The sequence below is a fragment of the Rhizobium sp. HT1-10 genome, from assembly GCF_049472505.1.
In the GTDB taxonomy this organism is placed as follows: Bacteria; Pseudomonadota; Alphaproteobacteria; order Rhizobiales; family Rhizobiaceae; genus Rhizobium.
This window is the reverse complement of record NZ_JBCEBQ010000002.1, coordinates 244000-259736: the sequence shown is the minus strand read 5'-3', so window position 1 is coordinate 259736 and position 15737 is coordinate 244000. Positions and strand designations below refer to the sequence as shown.

Here is a 15737-nt window from a genome sequence, read left to right as displayed (position 1 = left end):
GGCCATCTTTGCTTCAAGGCCTGTTCGTTAGCCGATCGACATCAGGCTGGCATTGCCCCCGGCGGCCGTGGTGTTGATGCTGGTCGAGACTTCCTCCAGCAGCCAATTGAGGCAGTAGCTATTAGGGTCGTCGATCAGCCCCTGGCTCGAAGCGCCCTGAACGATGATCAGCGGTCCGGGCAGTCCGGCAATCGCCTTGTTCGCGGCCCGTATCCGCTCGCTATCGCCTTCCACCAGCGCGCCGGCGTAGGGCCCTGCCGATGTCCAATCCGCGCTGAACGACACTCTGGCCGAGAGGCTGGCGGGGAGGGCGGCAAGCCCGGGCTCCAGGCCCGTCGATGCATCGATGATGGCATTGTTGCCGGTTGCAAGCACCGCCGCCAGCTGTCGGTACAGGCCCTCCAACGTTTGCGGCAGGAGCAGGATCGTGCCGCGCGGATGCAATGCGTAGAGGTTGCGCTCGCCGACCGGGCCGGCCAGTTCCGAAATCAGCCCCAGCGCCGAACCCATGCCGGTGTTGCGCGCAGCACTTGCCATCGCCTTTAAATCCTTGCCATCCAGCCACTTGGCGAAGTCGAGCAGGGCCGGATCGGTGTGGACCGAGCTATGCTGCGGCGGAACCGGAGGCGTCGATACCAGGCGGCCGAGATAAAGCGGGCCGCCAGCCTTCGGGCCGGTACCGGACAGGCCGCGGCCGCCGAATGGCTGGACGCCGACCACCGCGCCGATGATGTTGCGGTTGACATAGAGATTGCCGGCTTTGACGCGGCTGGTGACGTGGGCGATCGTCTCGTCGAGCCGTGTGTGCAGGCCGAAAGTGAGGCCATAGCCGGTGGCGTTGATATCATCGATCAGCCGGTCGAGGTCATCGCGTTCGTAGCGCAGCACATGCAGAACAGGCCCGAAGACTTCCTGTTTCAGATCCGACAAGCGCTTCAGTTCGATGATCGTTGGCGGCACGAACGTGCCTTCGCGTGACGCCGCCGTCAATGCCAGCTGCTCGACCTTGGCGCCGATGCCGCGCATGGCGTCGATATGCCGGTCGATGTTGGTCTTGGCTTCCGCCGAGATGACTGGGCCGACATCGACGGCCAGGCGGTCGGTGCGGCCAATCACGAGCTCATTGAGCGCGCCCTTCAGCATGTCGAGGACACGGTCGGCGACTTCGTCCTGCAGGCAAAGGACCCGCAAGGCGGAGCAGCGCTGGCCGGCGCTGTCGAAAGCGGAGGCGATGACGTCGGCGACCACCTGTTCGGCGAGCGCCGAGCTGTCGACGATCATGGCATTCTGGCCGCCGGTTTCGGCAATGAAGGGGATCGGCTTGCCGGCTGGTGAAAGCCGCGGTGCCAACTGGGCCTGGATCAGGCGCGCCACATCCGTGGAGCCCGTGAACATCACGCCGGCAATGGCCTCGCTGCCGACCAGTGCTGCGCCGACCTTACCGTCTCCGGGCAGCAGTTGCAGGACATCCGCCGGAATACCGGCTTCGTGCAGGATGCGCACGGCCTCGGCGGCGATCAGCGGTGTCTCTTCGGCGGGCTTTGCCAGCACCGGATTGCCGGCGACCAGTGCGGCGGCGATCTGCCCCGAGAAGATTGCCAGCGGGAAATTCCAGGGGCTGATGCAGACGATCGGCCCCAGCGCGTGGTGGGCTAGCCCGAGCGTTCGGTTTGCCTGTTCGGCATAGTAACGCAGGAAATCGATCGCCTCGCGCACTTCGCCAACCGCATTCGGCAGCGACTTGCCGGCTTCGCGCATGATCAGCCCGAGCAGCTCGGGCATGCGTTGTTGCAGGAGGTCGGCGGCGCGCAGCAGGCAGGCGGCGCGCTCGCTCGTCGGCCTTGCGCTCCAGCCGGCGACTGCAGCCACGGCCTTGGCGACGGATTGCTGCACGTCGTCATCGCTGGCCTCCCTGACCGTGCCGACGATATCGCGGTGGTCGCCGGGATTGCGAACGGGTTGGGCGGTATTGCCGTTGTCCTGCGGCGGTGCGGCCGTCCAGCGGACTTCCGTGCTCTTGCGCATTACGTCGGAGAGTTCGGTGAGGGTGGCCTCGTTGGAGAGGTCGAGACCGTGGGAATTGCGGCGTTCGCCGTAGAGGTCGGCCGGGCGCTTGATCTGCTCGTGCTGGGCGCCGACGACAGGCATCCCGCGCACGATCTCCACCGGATCGGTCGTCAGTTCGTCGACGGAGATAGCGGGGTCGGCGATGCGGTTGACGAAGGAGGAATTGGCACCGTTCTCCAGCAGCCGCCGCACGAGATAGGCAAGCAGCGTTTCATGGGTGCCGACGGGTGCGTAGATCCGGCAGGGCCGATCGAGGTTGGCGGGGCCGACAACCTCATCATAGAGTGGCTCGCCCATGCCATGCAGGCACTGGAACTCATAGTCGCCGACCTTGAAGGCAGGGCCTGCCATTGCGTGAATGGTGGCCAGCGTCTGGGCGTTGTGAGTGGCGAATTGCGGGAACACCCGGTCGCCTGCGGCCAGCAGCTTGCGGGCGCAGGCGATGTAGGAGACGTCGGTGTAAATCTTGCGGGTATAGACCGGGAAATCGCTGAGGCCGTCGACCTGCGCGCGCTTGATCTCCGCATCCCAATAAGCGCCCTTCACCAGGCGGACCATGATGCGGTGCTTCGACCTTTCGGCGAGGTCGATGATGAAGTCGAGCACAGCGGGGCAGCGCTTGCCATAGGCCTGGACGACGAAACCCATGCCGTTCCAGCCGGAAAGATCCGGATCGAGGCGCAGGGCTTCGAGCAGGTCGAGCGAGAGTTCCAGGCGGTCGGCCTCCTCGGCATCGATGTTGAGCCCGATATCGTAGCCCTTGGCGATCAGCGCCAGCTTTTTGACGGCCGGCAGCAGCTCGGCCATGACGCGGGCGCTCTGGGCGCGGGAATAGCGTGGGTGCAGGGCCGACAGCTTGATGGAGATGCCGGGGCCGTCATAGATGCCACGGCTGGCCGAGGCCTTGCCGATGGCGTGGATGGCATTCTCGTAATCGGCGAAATAGCGCCTGGCGTCTGCCGCCGTCGTCGCTGCTTCGCCCAGCATGTCGTAGGAATAGCGAAAGCCTCTGGCTTCCAGCGAGCGTGAACGGCGCAGGGCCTCGTCGATTGTTTCGCCGGTGACGAATTGCTCGCCCATCATCCGCATCGCCATGTCGACGCCACGGCGGATCACCGGTTCGCCGGCGCGCGCGATCAGCCGCGTGAGGGCTGCCGAAAGGCCAGGATCGTTGACGGTCGAGGTCAGTTTGCCGGTGACGACAAGGCCCCATGTTGCCGCGTTGACGAAAAGGGAGCGGCCGCCACCGATATGCGAACGCCAGTCGCCATTGGCGATCTTGTCGCGGATCAGCGCGTCGCGCGTCGCGGTGTCGGGGATACGGAGCAGCGCCTCGGCCAGGCACATCAGCGCCACGCCTTCCTGGCTTGACAGCGAATATTCGTGCACCAGTCCTTCGACGCCGCTGCCCTTGTGCTTGGCGCGCAGGGCGAGGATCAGCTTGGTCGCCGTTTTCCTGGCGGCAGCGCGGATATCGTCGGAAAGCGTGGCGGCCTCGACCAGGCGTGGGACGCATTCCGTCTCTGGCACCCGATAGGCGGCGGTGATGGCTTGGCGCAAGGGCGTCGGGGGTGAGACGGGAGGCGCAAAATCCGCGAAAATCTGCGGCGCGCGGCCGGTCGCGACTGATGTGTCCAAAGCTTCGGTCTGCATGCGATCACCCCTGCCCAACGGGCTATTTCACGTGAATCATTCATAGCACTGGTCGCAAAGTCGATCTGCCCGTATATCTGAATGCAGAATCGTCATTTCTCTAAATAAATTGTCTTTGGAGGTGAAAGCGATGGCTATCGACAGCAGCGGCGGTGAAATCGATCATTTCGATCGCAAGATCATGGATGCGCTGGTTGAAGACGGGCGGATGACCATCACCGAGCTGTCGAAACGGGTCGGCCTGTCGAAGACGCCGTGTCAGGTTCGGCTGAAACGACTGATGGAGGAGGGCTACATTCTGGGGTTCCATGCTCGCCTCGATCCGCAGAAGCTGGGGCTGGATCACATTGCCTTTGCCGAAGTGAAGCTATCGGATACGCGCGAGAAGGCCCTCGATGAATTCAACAGCCGGGTGGCGAAGATCAAGGAAGTGGAGGAGTGCCACATGATCGCTGGGCAGTTCGACTATCTGCTCAAGGTGCGGACTTCGGACGTGAAGAAGTATCGGCAGGTGCTCGGCGAGAAGATCTCCAGCCTGCCGCATGTCGCCAGCACTTCGACCTTCGTCGTCATGCAGGCCATCAAGGAACGCGGCCTTTGAAACGCTGCCGGTGGATCAGCCGATCGCGATCAACAGGATGGGACCTGAGCCGAGGACCTCGAGGTCGGACAGTCTCGTTCCCGCCAGTGACACCGTGTCATGCGGCTGGAGTTCGTGTTCATCCGAGCCTGTGCGGAAAACAACGCGCTCGAGCGCGACGACGAACAGTGTTGCCGCCGTCACGCTCGTTCGCGGCAGATCGGCGGCGTCGAGCCGGGTGACTGCATGGGGCAAGCCTCGCCTCGCCATGACATTCAGATCGACAATCGGTCCGTCCCGCAGGCGGCCGGACGTGGGCAGGTCCCCCGGAAAGCCGTAGGGCTCGGAGTGCTGGTCCAGCAGGATCGGCGCGCGACCTTCCACCGTGAGTTCCATGGCGTCGCCGTCGATGACCGTCAGCACGCGGTCGATGCCGGGAAAAGACGAGAAGGGGCCGTCGGAGGCGACTGTCGCCATGCTGACGCGCCAGTCGAAGGGGACGGTTGGACTATCTGCTGGACAGACGGCGATCTCGAGCGTCTCGCCGCCACCATTCTTCCAAGGCATCCTCTTATAGTCGTTCAGGCGAAGGACATGCATGGTCGCTTCCTGCTTGCGGTTGTGGCGGCGGTGTCATCGATGCGACATCGGCTCATGTCGTCGCGCTCAGCGGCCGGAAGACGCCGGCAAACTGATATCGGTCGCCGGGGTGGACGAGCTCGGCGAAGGTGACGGTGCGGCCGCTCTGCCAGGTCTGACGGGATAGCACGAGGCACGGCTCGCCCTTCTGCATGCCAAGCGCTTTTGCGGTGGTGCTGTCGGCGGCAATTGCCTTGATGACATGTCGGGCTTCCGACCAGGGTACCTGCTCCAGCAGCCAACTGCCGGGCGGCTTCGTCTCGAAGGTCTCGAATCTGGCGCGCGGTACTGTGTCCAGCATGATGATCCGATGCTCGAGGGCATGGGCTTTCTGGTCGACGACATGAAGGCAACTCAGGCGCAGCATTTCCTTGCCACTCTCCTCGCCGAGTTTGACTGCCTCCGCCGGGGTCAGCCGATCGACCCTGCTGGACAGGATCTGGAACGTGTACTCGTGCCCGGCACTGCGGGCGTCGGCGGCGATGTCCTGGATCTCCATCACCGTCCGGTCGATCTGCGGCGGTGCGACGAATGATCCGGCGCGACGTTTGCGCAGGATCATCCCGCGGTCGGCAAGGGCGGTCAGCGCCTTGTTGACCGTCATCCGCGAGCAACCATATTCCAGCTCCAGTTCGTGCTCGAACGGGATGCGCTGGCCGGGCTGCCAGGTGCCGTCCATGATCTTGGTTTCGATGTCGTCGTAAATTCGCTGGTGGATGGACTTCAATACGATCCCCGGTCTGCAGTGCTCCGACCGGCCTGGCGATCGTTGTTCATTCCGTCACCGCAGAGGTCGGCGACATCTGCTCATTTGTATATGCTTTTGAGAAAAATTCCAGATTTTAGCGCCGTACCGATTTCACTGCTGTCAAAAATCTGCCACAAGCCACCGTCCGCAAGGACAGGGCGCGATTGCTATCAACTTAAGGATAGGATCGGGCGGGCAGATTGACGTCTCTCCTGCTGCCGCGAAACGACGTGGCCGTCCCTAAAATTTCCGCGCGGACCGCGCTCATTCGATCTTCAGCTCGATCGGCTTCCGCAGGTCGCGAGCCACGTATTCCTGGATCTGCCGAACGATCTGGGCGGCGTGATCGATGGCCAGCCGATCGGCGCGCTCGACATCCCCGGTCTCGATGGCGGCAATCATTTCCTCATGTTCCTCGACATATTGGCGCGGCAGCCGGTCGTCGAAAGTCGAATAATAGAGCCTGAGAATGCGCCGGCCCTCGTCCAGCAGGCGTGCAAAAAAGGTGGTGTAGTAGGCGTTGCCCCCGAGTTCGGCGATGGCGACGTGGAATTCGCGGTTTGCCTCGATCATTGCATAGGCATCCTGCGCTGCGACCGCATCGGCGAATTCCTGTTGTCGAGCCCGTATCGCCGCCATTGCCGCCGGCGCACCGCGTTGCGCCGCACCGCGTGTGGTCACGCGATACATCAGCGTCAGAGCCTCGAAATAGGTCGGCAGGGTTGCGAAATCGATGGTCGCGACAATGGTGTTGCGGTTCGGCAGCGTGGTGACGAAGCCGTCCGACGCCAGCCGCAGCAGTGCCTCGCGGATCGGCGTGCGCGACATCTTGAAGCGTTCCGATAGCCGCACCTCGTCGAGCGGGCTTCCCGGTGCCAGCGTCATGGCAAGGATCTCGCCGCGCAGGGCAGCATAGACGCTCTGGGTGCCGGAGCCTCGCACCCGCGTGGTTTCCTCGCCTTCGTCCGTCTCGCTCTTCGCCATCGAAGTCCCCGCTGCCAACCGGGAGCGACTTATAGCGGCCAAGTCATCGCCTTGGCAATTTCGATGCCGGGCTCCTCTTCGTTGCAGGGACGTATATTCTACGCCAGTGTCGGCCAAGCTTCTGCTCCGACCGAATAATTCGTCTCCCGAGGTGTTTGCAGTCCATAAATCCTGGAGAGCATGCATATGACCAGCCTTACGATTCGGCGCCCCTTGGGACGCACCGCCGTCCGCCACGACCCTGTTACGATCGCCTTTCACTGGATCACGGCGTTCCTGGTGCTGGCGCAATTTGCCAGCGCCCATGTCTGGGATCTTCTGGAAAAGGGTACGCCCTTGCGGATCGACCTGATCATGATGCACCTGGCCTTCGGCATTCTGCTTGCCGTGACCATGGTGGTGAGGATCGGCTGGCGGCTATTGAAGCGCGACAGGTTGCCGTCTGCGGTGCACGGGCTGCAAAAACTGGCTTCCTCGGCCGTCCACATGGTTCTTTATGCTCTGCTGGCCGGGCAGGTGGCGGTCGGCCTGATGTTCAGCTGGTCGACCGGGAAGCCGTTGCCCTTCTTCGATCTCTTCGCCATTCCCGTTCCGGTCTTTATTAACCCGTCGTTCCGGCCGCTATTGGCGGCGTTGCACAACGACATCGGCTGGGGAATCATCGCTGTCGCTGGACTGCACGCGGTTGCGGCGTTGATGCACCACTACGCTTTTGGGGATGAAGTCTTGAACAGAATGCTGCCCGGGTCGCCCAAGAGGATTCTGGGGTCAGCGAGCGGGAGTCGAAAATGAGAACGGTTTTCTGATTTGCTGTGCACAGCAGGCCGATTTCTCTAAGGCCGCCTCCACAGAAGGCAGTCGGTCCTTTGTCGGTCCCGTCAACGCCCCTATGATTGCGGCCAGCCGTCGCCAGCCGACGAGCTTGACGGGATTGCGGAGGAATGATCGTGCGTATGGATGTCAGACAGAATGATCAGCAGGTGACCGATTGATGGGCAGCGATGTAAAAAAGCAGATCGTTCTCAACGCTTTCACCATGAATTCGGTGGGGCATATCAACCACGGCCTGTGGACCCATCCGCGCGACCGATCCGACCAATACAAGACACTGGATTATTGGACATCGCTTGCCAAGACGCTGGAGCGCGGCCTGTTCGACGGCGTGTTCCTCGCCGATATCCTCGGCGTCTACGATGTCTACAACAGCTCCGTCGACCTGACGCTGCGCGAAGCGATCCAGCTGCCGCTCAACGACCCCGCGCTGCTGGTGTCCGGGATGGCGGCCGTGACCAGGCATCTGGGCTTCGGGGTGACGGTCAATGTCAATAACGAGGCGCCGTATCTGTTTGCCCGCCGCATGTCGACGCTCGATCATCTGACCGGCGGGCGGATCGGCTGGAACATCGTCACCGGCTATCTCGACAGCGCCGCGCGGGCTTTGGGACAGGACGGCCAGGCCGCCCATGACACGCGCTACGACCGCGCCGACGATTATCTCGACGTGCTCTACAAGCTCTGGGAGGGCAGTTGGGACGACGATGCCGTCGTCGCCGATCGCGCCGCTCGGATCTATGCCGATCCGGCCAGGGTGCGGGCCGTTCATCATGACGGACCCTATTACCAGGTGCACGGCTGTCACCTCTCCGAGCCGTCGATCCAGCGGACGCCGGTGATTTTTCAAGCGGGGACCTCGGGGCGTGGCCGGCAGTTTGCCATCCGCCATGCCGAATGCGTTTTCATCACTGCGACCGACAAGGCATCGGCCCGCAAGACGTCGAGGCTGTTGCGGGAGGAACTGGTGGCCGCAGGACGCCGCGCCGACGATATCAAGATCCTCGTCGGCATCACCGTCGTCGCCGATCACTCTCGGCAAGCGGCGGAGGAGAAATACGCCGACTATCTGCGCTATGCCAATCCCGAGGCGGGGCTTGCGCATTTTTCCGCCAGCACCGGCATCGATTTTTCCCGCTACGGCATGGACGAAACCATCGCCTATGGTGGCCCGTCGAACGCCAGCCAGTCGGCGGCCCAGGTGGCGCAGCAGCGCGGCTGGACCAAACGGCAGTTGCTCGGCGAAATGGCGATCGGTGGGCGCTACCCGACAATCGTCGGCGACGGCTCGCATGTGGCCGACGAGCTTCAATCATGGATCGTCGAAGGCGAGATCGATGGCTTCAACCTGACGCGGACGGTGACGCCGGAGAGCTATGAGGATTTCATCGCCTATGTCGTGCCGGCCCTTCAGGATCGCGGCATCTACAAGACGGCCTATGGCGAGGGATGCCTGCGAAACCGGCTGTTCGGCGAAGGCGACCGCCTTCCGTCGCGTCACGCCGGCTCGACGTTCCGCACCCTCTAGATCGCGCCGCCCACAACGCAAAAGGCCGGAGGGATGTCATCCCTCCGGCCTTTGTCTCGCAATGTGCATGCCGTTTTAGGCTGCCGACGTGGCGTGTGCCTTGCGGACTTCGTCGTCCGTCAGGATGCCGCTGGCGCGGAGCAGGGCAGCGAAGCGGCCGTTGCTCTTGCTCAGGTCATCGAAGCTGCCGTTTTCCACGACCCGGCCGTTTTCCAGGAAGAGCACGATATCGGCTTCGCGGACCGTCGACAGGCGGTGGGCGATGATGAAGGTCGTGCGGTTCTGGCGCAGGTTGTCGATGGCTACCTTGACGCGGTTCTCGGTTTCCACATCCAGCGCACTGGTTGCTTCGTCGAGGACCAGGATCGGCGCATCCTTGAGGATGGCGCGGGCAATGGCAATCCGCTGGCGTTCGCCGCCGGAGAGCTTGTTGCCGCGTTCGCCGACGCGGGTGTCGTAGCCGTCGTCGCGGGTCTCGATGAAGTCGGCAGCGGCGGCAGCGCTGGCTGCTTCCATCACCTGCTCGAGCGTCGCATCTTCACGTCCGAGGCGGATGTTGTCGCTGATCGAACGGTTCAGCAGGCCGGCATCCTGAAACACCGTGGCAATGCTGCGGCGCAGCGACTTGCGGGTGACCTTGGAGATGTCGGTGCCGTCGACGAGGATCTGGCCGACCTGCGGATCGAAGACGCGCTGGAGCAGGTTGACCATGGTTGTCTTGCCGGCGCCGGTCGGACCGACGATGGCAACCGTCTGGCCAGCCTTGACCGTGAAGTTGACATCATGCAGGCCCTGCGAGCTTTCGCCACCGAAGCCGAACGACACGTTGCGGAACTCGACGTCGCCCTTGACGTCCTTGATCTCGGCAAGGCCAGCAGGCTCTTCGCGATCACGGACACTGTCTTCCAGAGCGTAGAAGTCGACAAGCTTGGCACGGGCTTCGAAGATCTGCGTGGCAAACATGCGCATCTGGTCGAGGCGGCCGATCAGAAGGTTGGCAAAGCCGATGAAGGCGATGACGTCACCTACGCGCAGGCTGCCGGCCTGGACCAGGGTCGTGCCGATGATCAGGATGATCATCATGGCAATGGTCGAGGCCATGCGGTTCAGCGCGCTGGCAAGAGCCCACCAGTCGAGAACCGGATACTGGGCAGCCAGCAGGCGGTCGGCAAAAGACTTCAGCGAGCGGGTTTCAGCTTCGATGCGGTTGTAGCTGTGCAGCACCGAGACGTTGCTGATCGAGTCGCTGACATGCGAGAAAACCGTATGATAATGGTCTTCGACAGAAGCCTGGCCGTCCTTGGTGCGGCTCATGACGACGCGGCCGATCAGCCAGTAGGCGACGCCGAGCACGCCGAGGACTGCCGACAGACGGACGTCCATGGAGATCGCCGTGGGCACGAGCAGGGCAAGGGCGACAACCGTCGAGAGATGGTTGCGCATGAATTCGAGCCAGAGGCCGAACAGCGTTTCGCAAGCGCGCAGCAGCGTGTGCAAGGCAGCGGACGTGCCGTGCTTGCTGTGCCAGGAGAGCGGCATGGAAATGATGCGGCCGAAGGCTTCCGTCAGCAGAGTGGCGCGGCGGCCATGGGCCAGCCGGTCTGCTTCTCGGGCGACCACCACGAAGGCGATCGTGTTGAAGACGGCAAACGCGCCCCACATGATCAGGATCGGCTGGACCGGTGCCTTGGAAGACATGGCATCGATGATCTTACCGAACAGGATCGGTTCCACGATCGTGATGGCGGCCAGTACGATGTTTGCCAGCACGACAAAAGAAACGCGGAGCCGATATGCGGCAAGATACTGCAAAGCTCTTGCGTAAACTCTTATAAGCGACACGTCGATACCCCTTGTGCATCTGCGAATTCCGATGGTGCCACCTTTACGATTTGCTACCTGAACCGGCGATTAACGAATCCTGACAAGGCGTTATCGCGGGCTGCGCCGCACGCAAGTGTCGGTTTACCAAGGCCTAGCAGCAGGCTGCCGCTGAGCGTCACTTGATAAGGATCAAGGTTTTTAGCGGGTTGGGGGAGGGTTTGGATGGTCCGCACGCGCCGCGTGAAAATTCTCGGGTGACGCCCCCTGAATTTCCTGCAAAAATGGCTTTGTAAATAGCATGCGCTTCGTATGGGGCGGACGTGTTTTGGTGGTTTCCACGCGTCCGTCGCTCTCGGGCGCCAGGGGGTATATGTGAATATTCATTCTTTAAATCAATTGCTTGTCGTTATCGAAGAATGCCGCACTATCGAAGAAGTCGTCACCGAACTGGAACGCGTCATTCGCTCCTATCGCTTCAACTATTACGGGCTGCTAAAGCAGCCGAAGCCCAACATCGATCCGATGACACTGGTGCTTGCCGGCAAATGGCCGGAAAAATGGCCGCCCATCTACATTGCGAAGAAGTATGTGCTGATCGATCCGACTGTCCGCTATCTGTCGCGCGCGCAGCGGCCCTTTCGCTGGCGCGACACGATGGTCGCCTTCCGCAATGATCCTCATCGGCGGCGGATGGAGCAGATGATGATGGATGCCCGCAGCCACGGGCTGTTGGACGGCTATATATTCCCCATCCACGGCCAGGGCGGCCTGCTAGGCAACATGACGATCGGCGGGGATATTGTAGATCTTTCGCCGATCGAGATAAGCCTGTTCGATGCGGCGGCGCGCAAGGCTTTCTGGAAAATACTCGAGTTGCGTGGAGAGGCCGAGGCTCTCGAGAAAGGTTCGGACATCGATATCCAGATGACCAGGCGAGAAATGGAGATCCTCAACTATCTCGCCGAAGGGCTTACTTCGATAGAGATCAGTAAGCTGCTGAAGATCTCGAACCATACCGTCGACTGGTACATGAACGGGATACAGGACAAGATGAAAGCCAAGAACAGGCAGAACATCGTCGCTCTGGCCTTCCGTTATGGCTTAATCGTCTAATCAAGAAATTTGATTTACAGCCTTGCGAGCAAATTGAACTTCTTGTGACAAGCCGTTAAGAATTTTCTTCGCGGGTGCAACATGCTCGTTTCGACCCATGAGGAGATTGTCTTGCCCATTTCCAAAATCCTGGTTGCCAACCGTTCCGAGATTGCGATTCGCGTGTTCCGCGCCGCCAACGAACTGGGCATTAAAACGGTGGCCATCTGGGCGGAGGAGGACAAACTTGCGCTGCACCGCTTCAAGGCGGACGAGAGCTACCAGGTCGGTCGCGGCCCGCATCTGGCAAGGGATCTCGGGCCGATCGAAAGCTATCTGTCGATCGAGGAAATTATCCGCGTCGCCAAGATGTCGGGCGCGGACGCCATCCATCCCGGCTACGGCCTGCTGTCGGAAAGCCCTGAGTTCGTTGATGCCTGCAAGGAAGCCGGCATCATCTTCATCGGTCCGACCGGCGATACCATGCGACGCCTCGGCAACAAGGTCGCGGCCCGCAATCTCGCGATCGAGATCGGCGTGCCTGTCGTGCCTGCCACCGCGCCGCTGCCCGACGACATGGCGGAAGTGGCAAGAATGGCCGACAGCATCGGCTACCCGATCATGCTCAAGGCCTCCTGGGGCGGCGGCGGACGCGGCATGCGCACCATCCGCGACCCCAAGGACCTGATCAAGGAAGTTACCGAAGCCAAGCGCGAGGCGATGGCGGCTTTCGGCAAGGACGAAGTCTATCTCGAAAAGCTGGTCGAGCGCGCCCGCCACGTCGAAAGTCAGATCCTCGGCGATACCCATGGCAACGCCGTGCACCTGTTCGAGCGCGACTGCTCCGTGCAGCGGCGCAACCAGAAGGTCGTCGAGCGCGCGCCCGCCCCCTATCTCAGCGAGGAGCAGCGCCAGGAACTGGCCGCTTACTCCCTGAAGATCGCCAATGCCACCGGCTATATCGGTGCCGGCACGGTCGAATATCTGATGGATATGGACACCGGCAAGTTCTACTTCATCGAAGTCAACCCGCGCATCCAGGTCGAGCATACCGTGACCGAAGTCGTCACCGGCATCGACATCGTCAAGGCGCAGATCCATATCCTCGACGGCTTTGCCATCGGCACGCCGGAATCGGGCGTACCGGCGCAGAAGGACATCCGGCTGAACGGTCATGCTCTGCAGTGCCGCATTACGACAGAGGATCCCGAGCACAACTTCATTCCGGACTATGGCCGCATCACCGCCTATCGTCAGGCCACCGGCTTTGGCATCCGGCTCGACGGCGGCACCGCCTACGCCGGCGGTGTTGTGACCCGCTATTACGATCCGCTGCTGGAAAAGGTCACAGCCTGGGCACCGTCGCCCGGCGACGCGATTGCCCGCATGGACCGTGCGCTGCGCGAATTCCGTATTCGCGGCGTTGCCACGAACCTCACCTTCCTCGAAGCGATCATCACCCACCCGAAATTCCGCGACAACACCTATACGACCCGCTTCATCGACACGACGCCGGAGTTGTTCCAGCAGGTCAAGCGCCAGGATCGCGCCACCAAACTGCTCACCTATCTTGCCGATGTCACGGTCAACGGCCATCCGGAAGCCCGCGGGCGCCCCGCACCGTCGGACAATATAGCCAAGCCGGTGCTGCCCTATATCGACGCCAAGATCCCCGACGGCACCAAGCAGAAGCTCGATCAGCTCGGGCCGAAGAAATTCGGCGAATGGATGCGCAACGAAAAGCGTGTGCTGGTGACCGACACCACCATGCGCGACGGCCACCAGTCGCTGCTCGCCACCCGCATGCGGACCTTCGATATCGCCCAGGTCGCCGGCACCTATGCCCGCGCGCTGCCGGAGCTGCTGTCGCTCGAATGCTGGGGCGGCGCCACCTTCGACGTGTCGATGCGCTTCCTGACCGAAGACCCCTGGGAGCGGCTGGCGTCCATCCGCGAAGGCGCGCCGAACCTGCTGCTGCAGATGCTTTTGCGCGGTGCCAACGGCGTCGGCTACAAGAACTATCCTGACAACGTGGTGAAATACTTCGTCCGCCAGGCGGCCAGGGGCGGTATCGACCTGTTCCGCGTCTTCGACTGCCTGAACTGGGTCGAGAACATGCGCGTCTCGATGGATGCCGTCATCGAAGAGAACAAGCTCTGCGAAGCGGCGATCTGCTACACCGGCGATATCCTCAATTCCGCGCGGCCGAAATACGATCTCAAATATTATACCGATCTCGCGGTCGAGCTGGAAAAGGCCGGCGCCCATATCATCGCGCTGAAGGACATGGCCGGCCTGCTGAAGCCCGCTGCGGCCAAGGTGCTGTTCAAGGCCCTGCGCGAGGCGACCAGCCTGCCGATCCATTTCCACACCCACGACACGTCGGGCATTGCCGCGGCGACCGTGCTGGCGGCGGTTGATGCCGGCGTCGATGCCGTCGATGCGGCCATGGATGCGCTGTCCGGCAACACGTCGCAGCCCTGCCTCGGCTCGATCGTCGAGGCGCTGCGCGGCTCCGAGCGCGATCCCGGCCTCGATCCCGAATGGATCCGCCGCATCTCCTTCTACTGGGAGGCGGTGCGCCATCAGTACACGGCCTTCGAGAGCGACCTGAAGGGGCCAGCCTCGGAAGTCTACCTGCATGAAATGCCGGGCGGCCAGTTCACCAATCTCAAGGAGCAGGCCCGCTCGCTGGGGCTCGAAAGCCGCTGGCACCAGGTCGCCCAGACCTATGCCGACGTCAACCAGATGTTCGGCGACATCGTCAAGGTGACGCCGTCGTCCAAGGTGGTCGGCGACATGGCGTTGCTGATGGTGAGCCAGGACCTTACCGTTGCCGATGTCGTCAACCCGGCCAAGGATGTCTCCTTCCCGGACTCGGTCGTGTCGATGCTGAAGGGCGATCTCGGACAGCCGCCCGGTGGCTGGCCGGAAGCATTGCAGAAGAAGGCGCTGAAGGGCGAGAAGCCCTATACCGTTCGCCCAGGCTCGCTGCTCGAAGCGGCCGATCTCGATGCCGAACGCAAGGCGATCGAGACCAAGATCGAGCGTAGGGTCAACGACTTCGAGTTTGCCTCCTACCTGATGTATCCGAAGGTCTTTACAGATTTCGCGCTTGCCCACGATACCTACGGCCCCGTCTCGGCCCTGCCGACGCCGGCCTATTTCTATGGCCTTCCCGAGGGGGAGGAGCTGTTTGCCGAGATCGAAAAGGGCAAGACGCTGGTTATCCTCAACCAGGCGATGACCGCGACCGACGAAAAAGGCATGGTCACCGTGTTCTTCGAGTTGAACGGCCAGCCGCGCCATATCAAGGTGCCGGATCGCGTCCATGGTGCCGCTGGCGGCGCGGTTCGCCGCAAGGCCGAGATCGGCAATGCCGCCCAGGTCGGCGCGCCGATGCCAGGCGTTATCTCCCGCGTCTTCGTGGCGGCCGGACAGGCGATCAAGGCCGGCGACGTGCTGGTGTCGATTGAGGCCATGAAGATGGAAACGGCGCTGCACGCCGAGGCCGACGGCACGATTGCCGAAGTGCTGGTCAATGCCGGCGACCAGATCGACGCCAAGGACCTGCTGGTCGTCTACAAGGCCTGACCGGATAGATGCAGTGCTATGGATGTAAAGGCGGCCCGCATGGGTCGCCTTTTTCCATTGGCCTCTATGTCTCGATCGGACGCGCAATTGCTCAGGTTACGAGGCGAGATCAAACGTGATTCTGCCGCCGTCGATCGGTACTTGTGAATTCAATCGATTGAAATAGGGTGCGGGCTGGATTGCTGGGGAGAGAATCA

10 protein-coding genes are annotated in these 15737 nt (G+C 62.2%); 5 read left to right on the top strand and 5 right to left on the bottom strand.

Annotated features, from left to right (window positions below):
* Nucleotides 1-27: 27 nt before the first annotated feature.
* Complete coding sequence (putA, locus tag VH564_RS06295; RefSeq protein ID WP_423338957.1) at nucleotides 28-3720, bottom strand: trifunctional transcriptional regulator/proline dehydrogenase/L-glutamate gamma-semialdehyde dehydrogenase; 3693 nt, start codon at nucleotides 3718-3720, stop codon at nucleotides 28-30.
* Nucleotides 3721-3850: 130 nt separating this feature from the next.
* Between putA and VH564_RS06290 the strand changes: the two genes are divergently transcribed.
* Entirely contained in the window at nucleotides 3851-4321 is a 471-nt protein-coding gene (locus tag VH564_RS06290; RefSeq protein WP_423338956.1) for an Lrp/AsnC family transcriptional regulator, read from the top strand.
* A 15-nt stretch (nucleotides 4322-4336) separates the two neighbouring features.
* Here VH564_RS06290 and VH564_RS06285 read toward each other — a convergent pair whose 3' ends face one another.
* The 3 genes from VH564_RS06285 to VH564_RS06275 all read right to left on the bottom strand — a co-directional run bounded on the left by VH564_RS06285 (nucleotide 4337) and on the right by VH564_RS06275 (nucleotide 6671).
* Entirely contained in the window at nucleotides 4337-4900 is a 564-nt protein-coding gene (locus VH564_RS06285) for a HutD family protein (RefSeq protein ID WP_423338955.1), read from the bottom strand.
* A gap of 52 nt (nucleotides 4901-4952) precedes the next feature.
* Nucleotides 4953-5666 carry a histidine utilization repressor gene (gene hutC, locus VH564_RS06280; protein ID WP_423338954.1) on the bottom strand — a complete coding sequence of 238 codons (714 nt, stop codon included), beginning with the start codon at nucleotides 5664-5666 and terminating at the stop codon, nucleotides 4953-4955.
* Between the two features lie 285 nt (nucleotides 5667-5951).
* Nucleotides 5952-6671 carry a GntR family transcriptional regulator gene (locus tag VH564_RS06275; protein ID WP_423338953.1) on the bottom strand — a complete coding sequence of 240 codons (720 nt, stop codon included), beginning with the start codon at nucleotides 6669-6671 and terminating at the stop codon, nucleotides 5952-5954.
* 186 nt (nucleotides 6672-6857) lie between these two features.
* Here VH564_RS06275 and VH564_RS06270 point away from each other — a divergent pair, with 186 nt between their 5' ends.
* Both VH564_RS06270 and VH564_RS06265 read left to right on the top strand, forming a co-directional pair.
* A complete protein-coding gene (locus VH564_RS06270; RefSeq protein WP_423338952.1) occupies nucleotides 6858-7463 on the top strand; it encodes a cytochrome b in 606 nt (201 codons plus the stop codon).
* A 199-nt stretch (nucleotides 7464-7662) separates the two neighbouring features.
* Nucleotides 7663-9030 (top strand): LLM class flavin-dependent oxidoreductase, encoded by a 1368-nt coding sequence (locus VH564_RS06265; protein ID WP_423338951.1) that lies wholly within the window; start codon nucleotides 7663-7665, stop codon nucleotides 9028-9030.
* Between the two features lie 75 nt (nucleotides 9031-9105).
* Here the strand turns inward: VH564_RS06265 and VH564_RS06260 are convergent, their stop codons facing one another.
* Complete coding sequence (locus VH564_RS06260; protein ID WP_423338950.1) at nucleotides 9106-10872, bottom strand: glucan ABC transporter ATP-binding protein/ permease; 1767 nt, start codon at nucleotides 10870-10872, stop codon at nucleotides 9106-9108.
* Nucleotides 10873-11226: 354 nt separating this feature from the next.
* Here VH564_RS06260 and VH564_RS06255 point away from each other — a divergent pair, with 354 nt between their 5' ends.
* Both VH564_RS06255 and pyc read left to right on the top strand, forming a co-directional pair.
* Nucleotides 11227-11967 carry a LuxR family transcriptional regulator gene (locus VH564_RS06255; protein WP_423338949.1) on the top strand — a complete coding sequence of 247 codons (741 nt, stop codon included), beginning with the start codon at nucleotides 11227-11229 and terminating at the stop codon, nucleotides 11965-11967.
* A gap of 111 nt (nucleotides 11968-12078) precedes the next feature.
* The gene (pyc, locus tag VH564_RS06250) at nucleotides 12079-15540 is read left to right on the top strand and encodes a pyruvate carboxylase (protein ID WP_423338948.1); all 3462 of its coding nucleotides are present in this window, start codon (nucleotides 12079-12081) and stop codon (nucleotides 15538-15540) included.
* Nucleotides 15541-15737: the final 197 nt, after the last annotated feature.

Excerpts from the sequence above, each read along its gene's own strand:
- VH564_RS06265 (WP_423338951.1), top strand. The coding sequence starts at position 7,663 with ATGGGCAGCGATGTAAAAAAGCAGATCGTTCTCAACGCTTTCACCATG.
- VH564_RS06275 (WP_423338953.1), bottom strand. The coding sequence starts at position 6,671 with ATGGCGAAGAGCGAGACGGACGAAGGCGAGGAAACCACGCGGGTGCGA.
- VH564_RS06290 (WP_423338956.1), top strand. The coding sequence starts at position 3,851 with ATGGCTATCGACAGCAGCGGCGGTGAAATCGATCATTTCGATCGCAAG.
- VH564_RS06270 (WP_423338952.1), top strand. The coding sequence starts at position 6,858 with ATGACCAGCCTTACGATTCGGCGCCCCTTGGGACGCACCGCCGTCCGC.
- VH564_RS06285 (WP_423338955.1), bottom strand. The coding sequence starts at position 4,900 with ATGCATGTCCTTCGCCTGAACGACTATAAGAGGATGCCTTGGAAGAAT.
- putA (WP_423338957.1), bottom strand. The coding sequence starts at position 3,720 with ATGCAGACCGAAGCTTTGGACACATCAGTCGCGACCGGCCGCGCGCCG.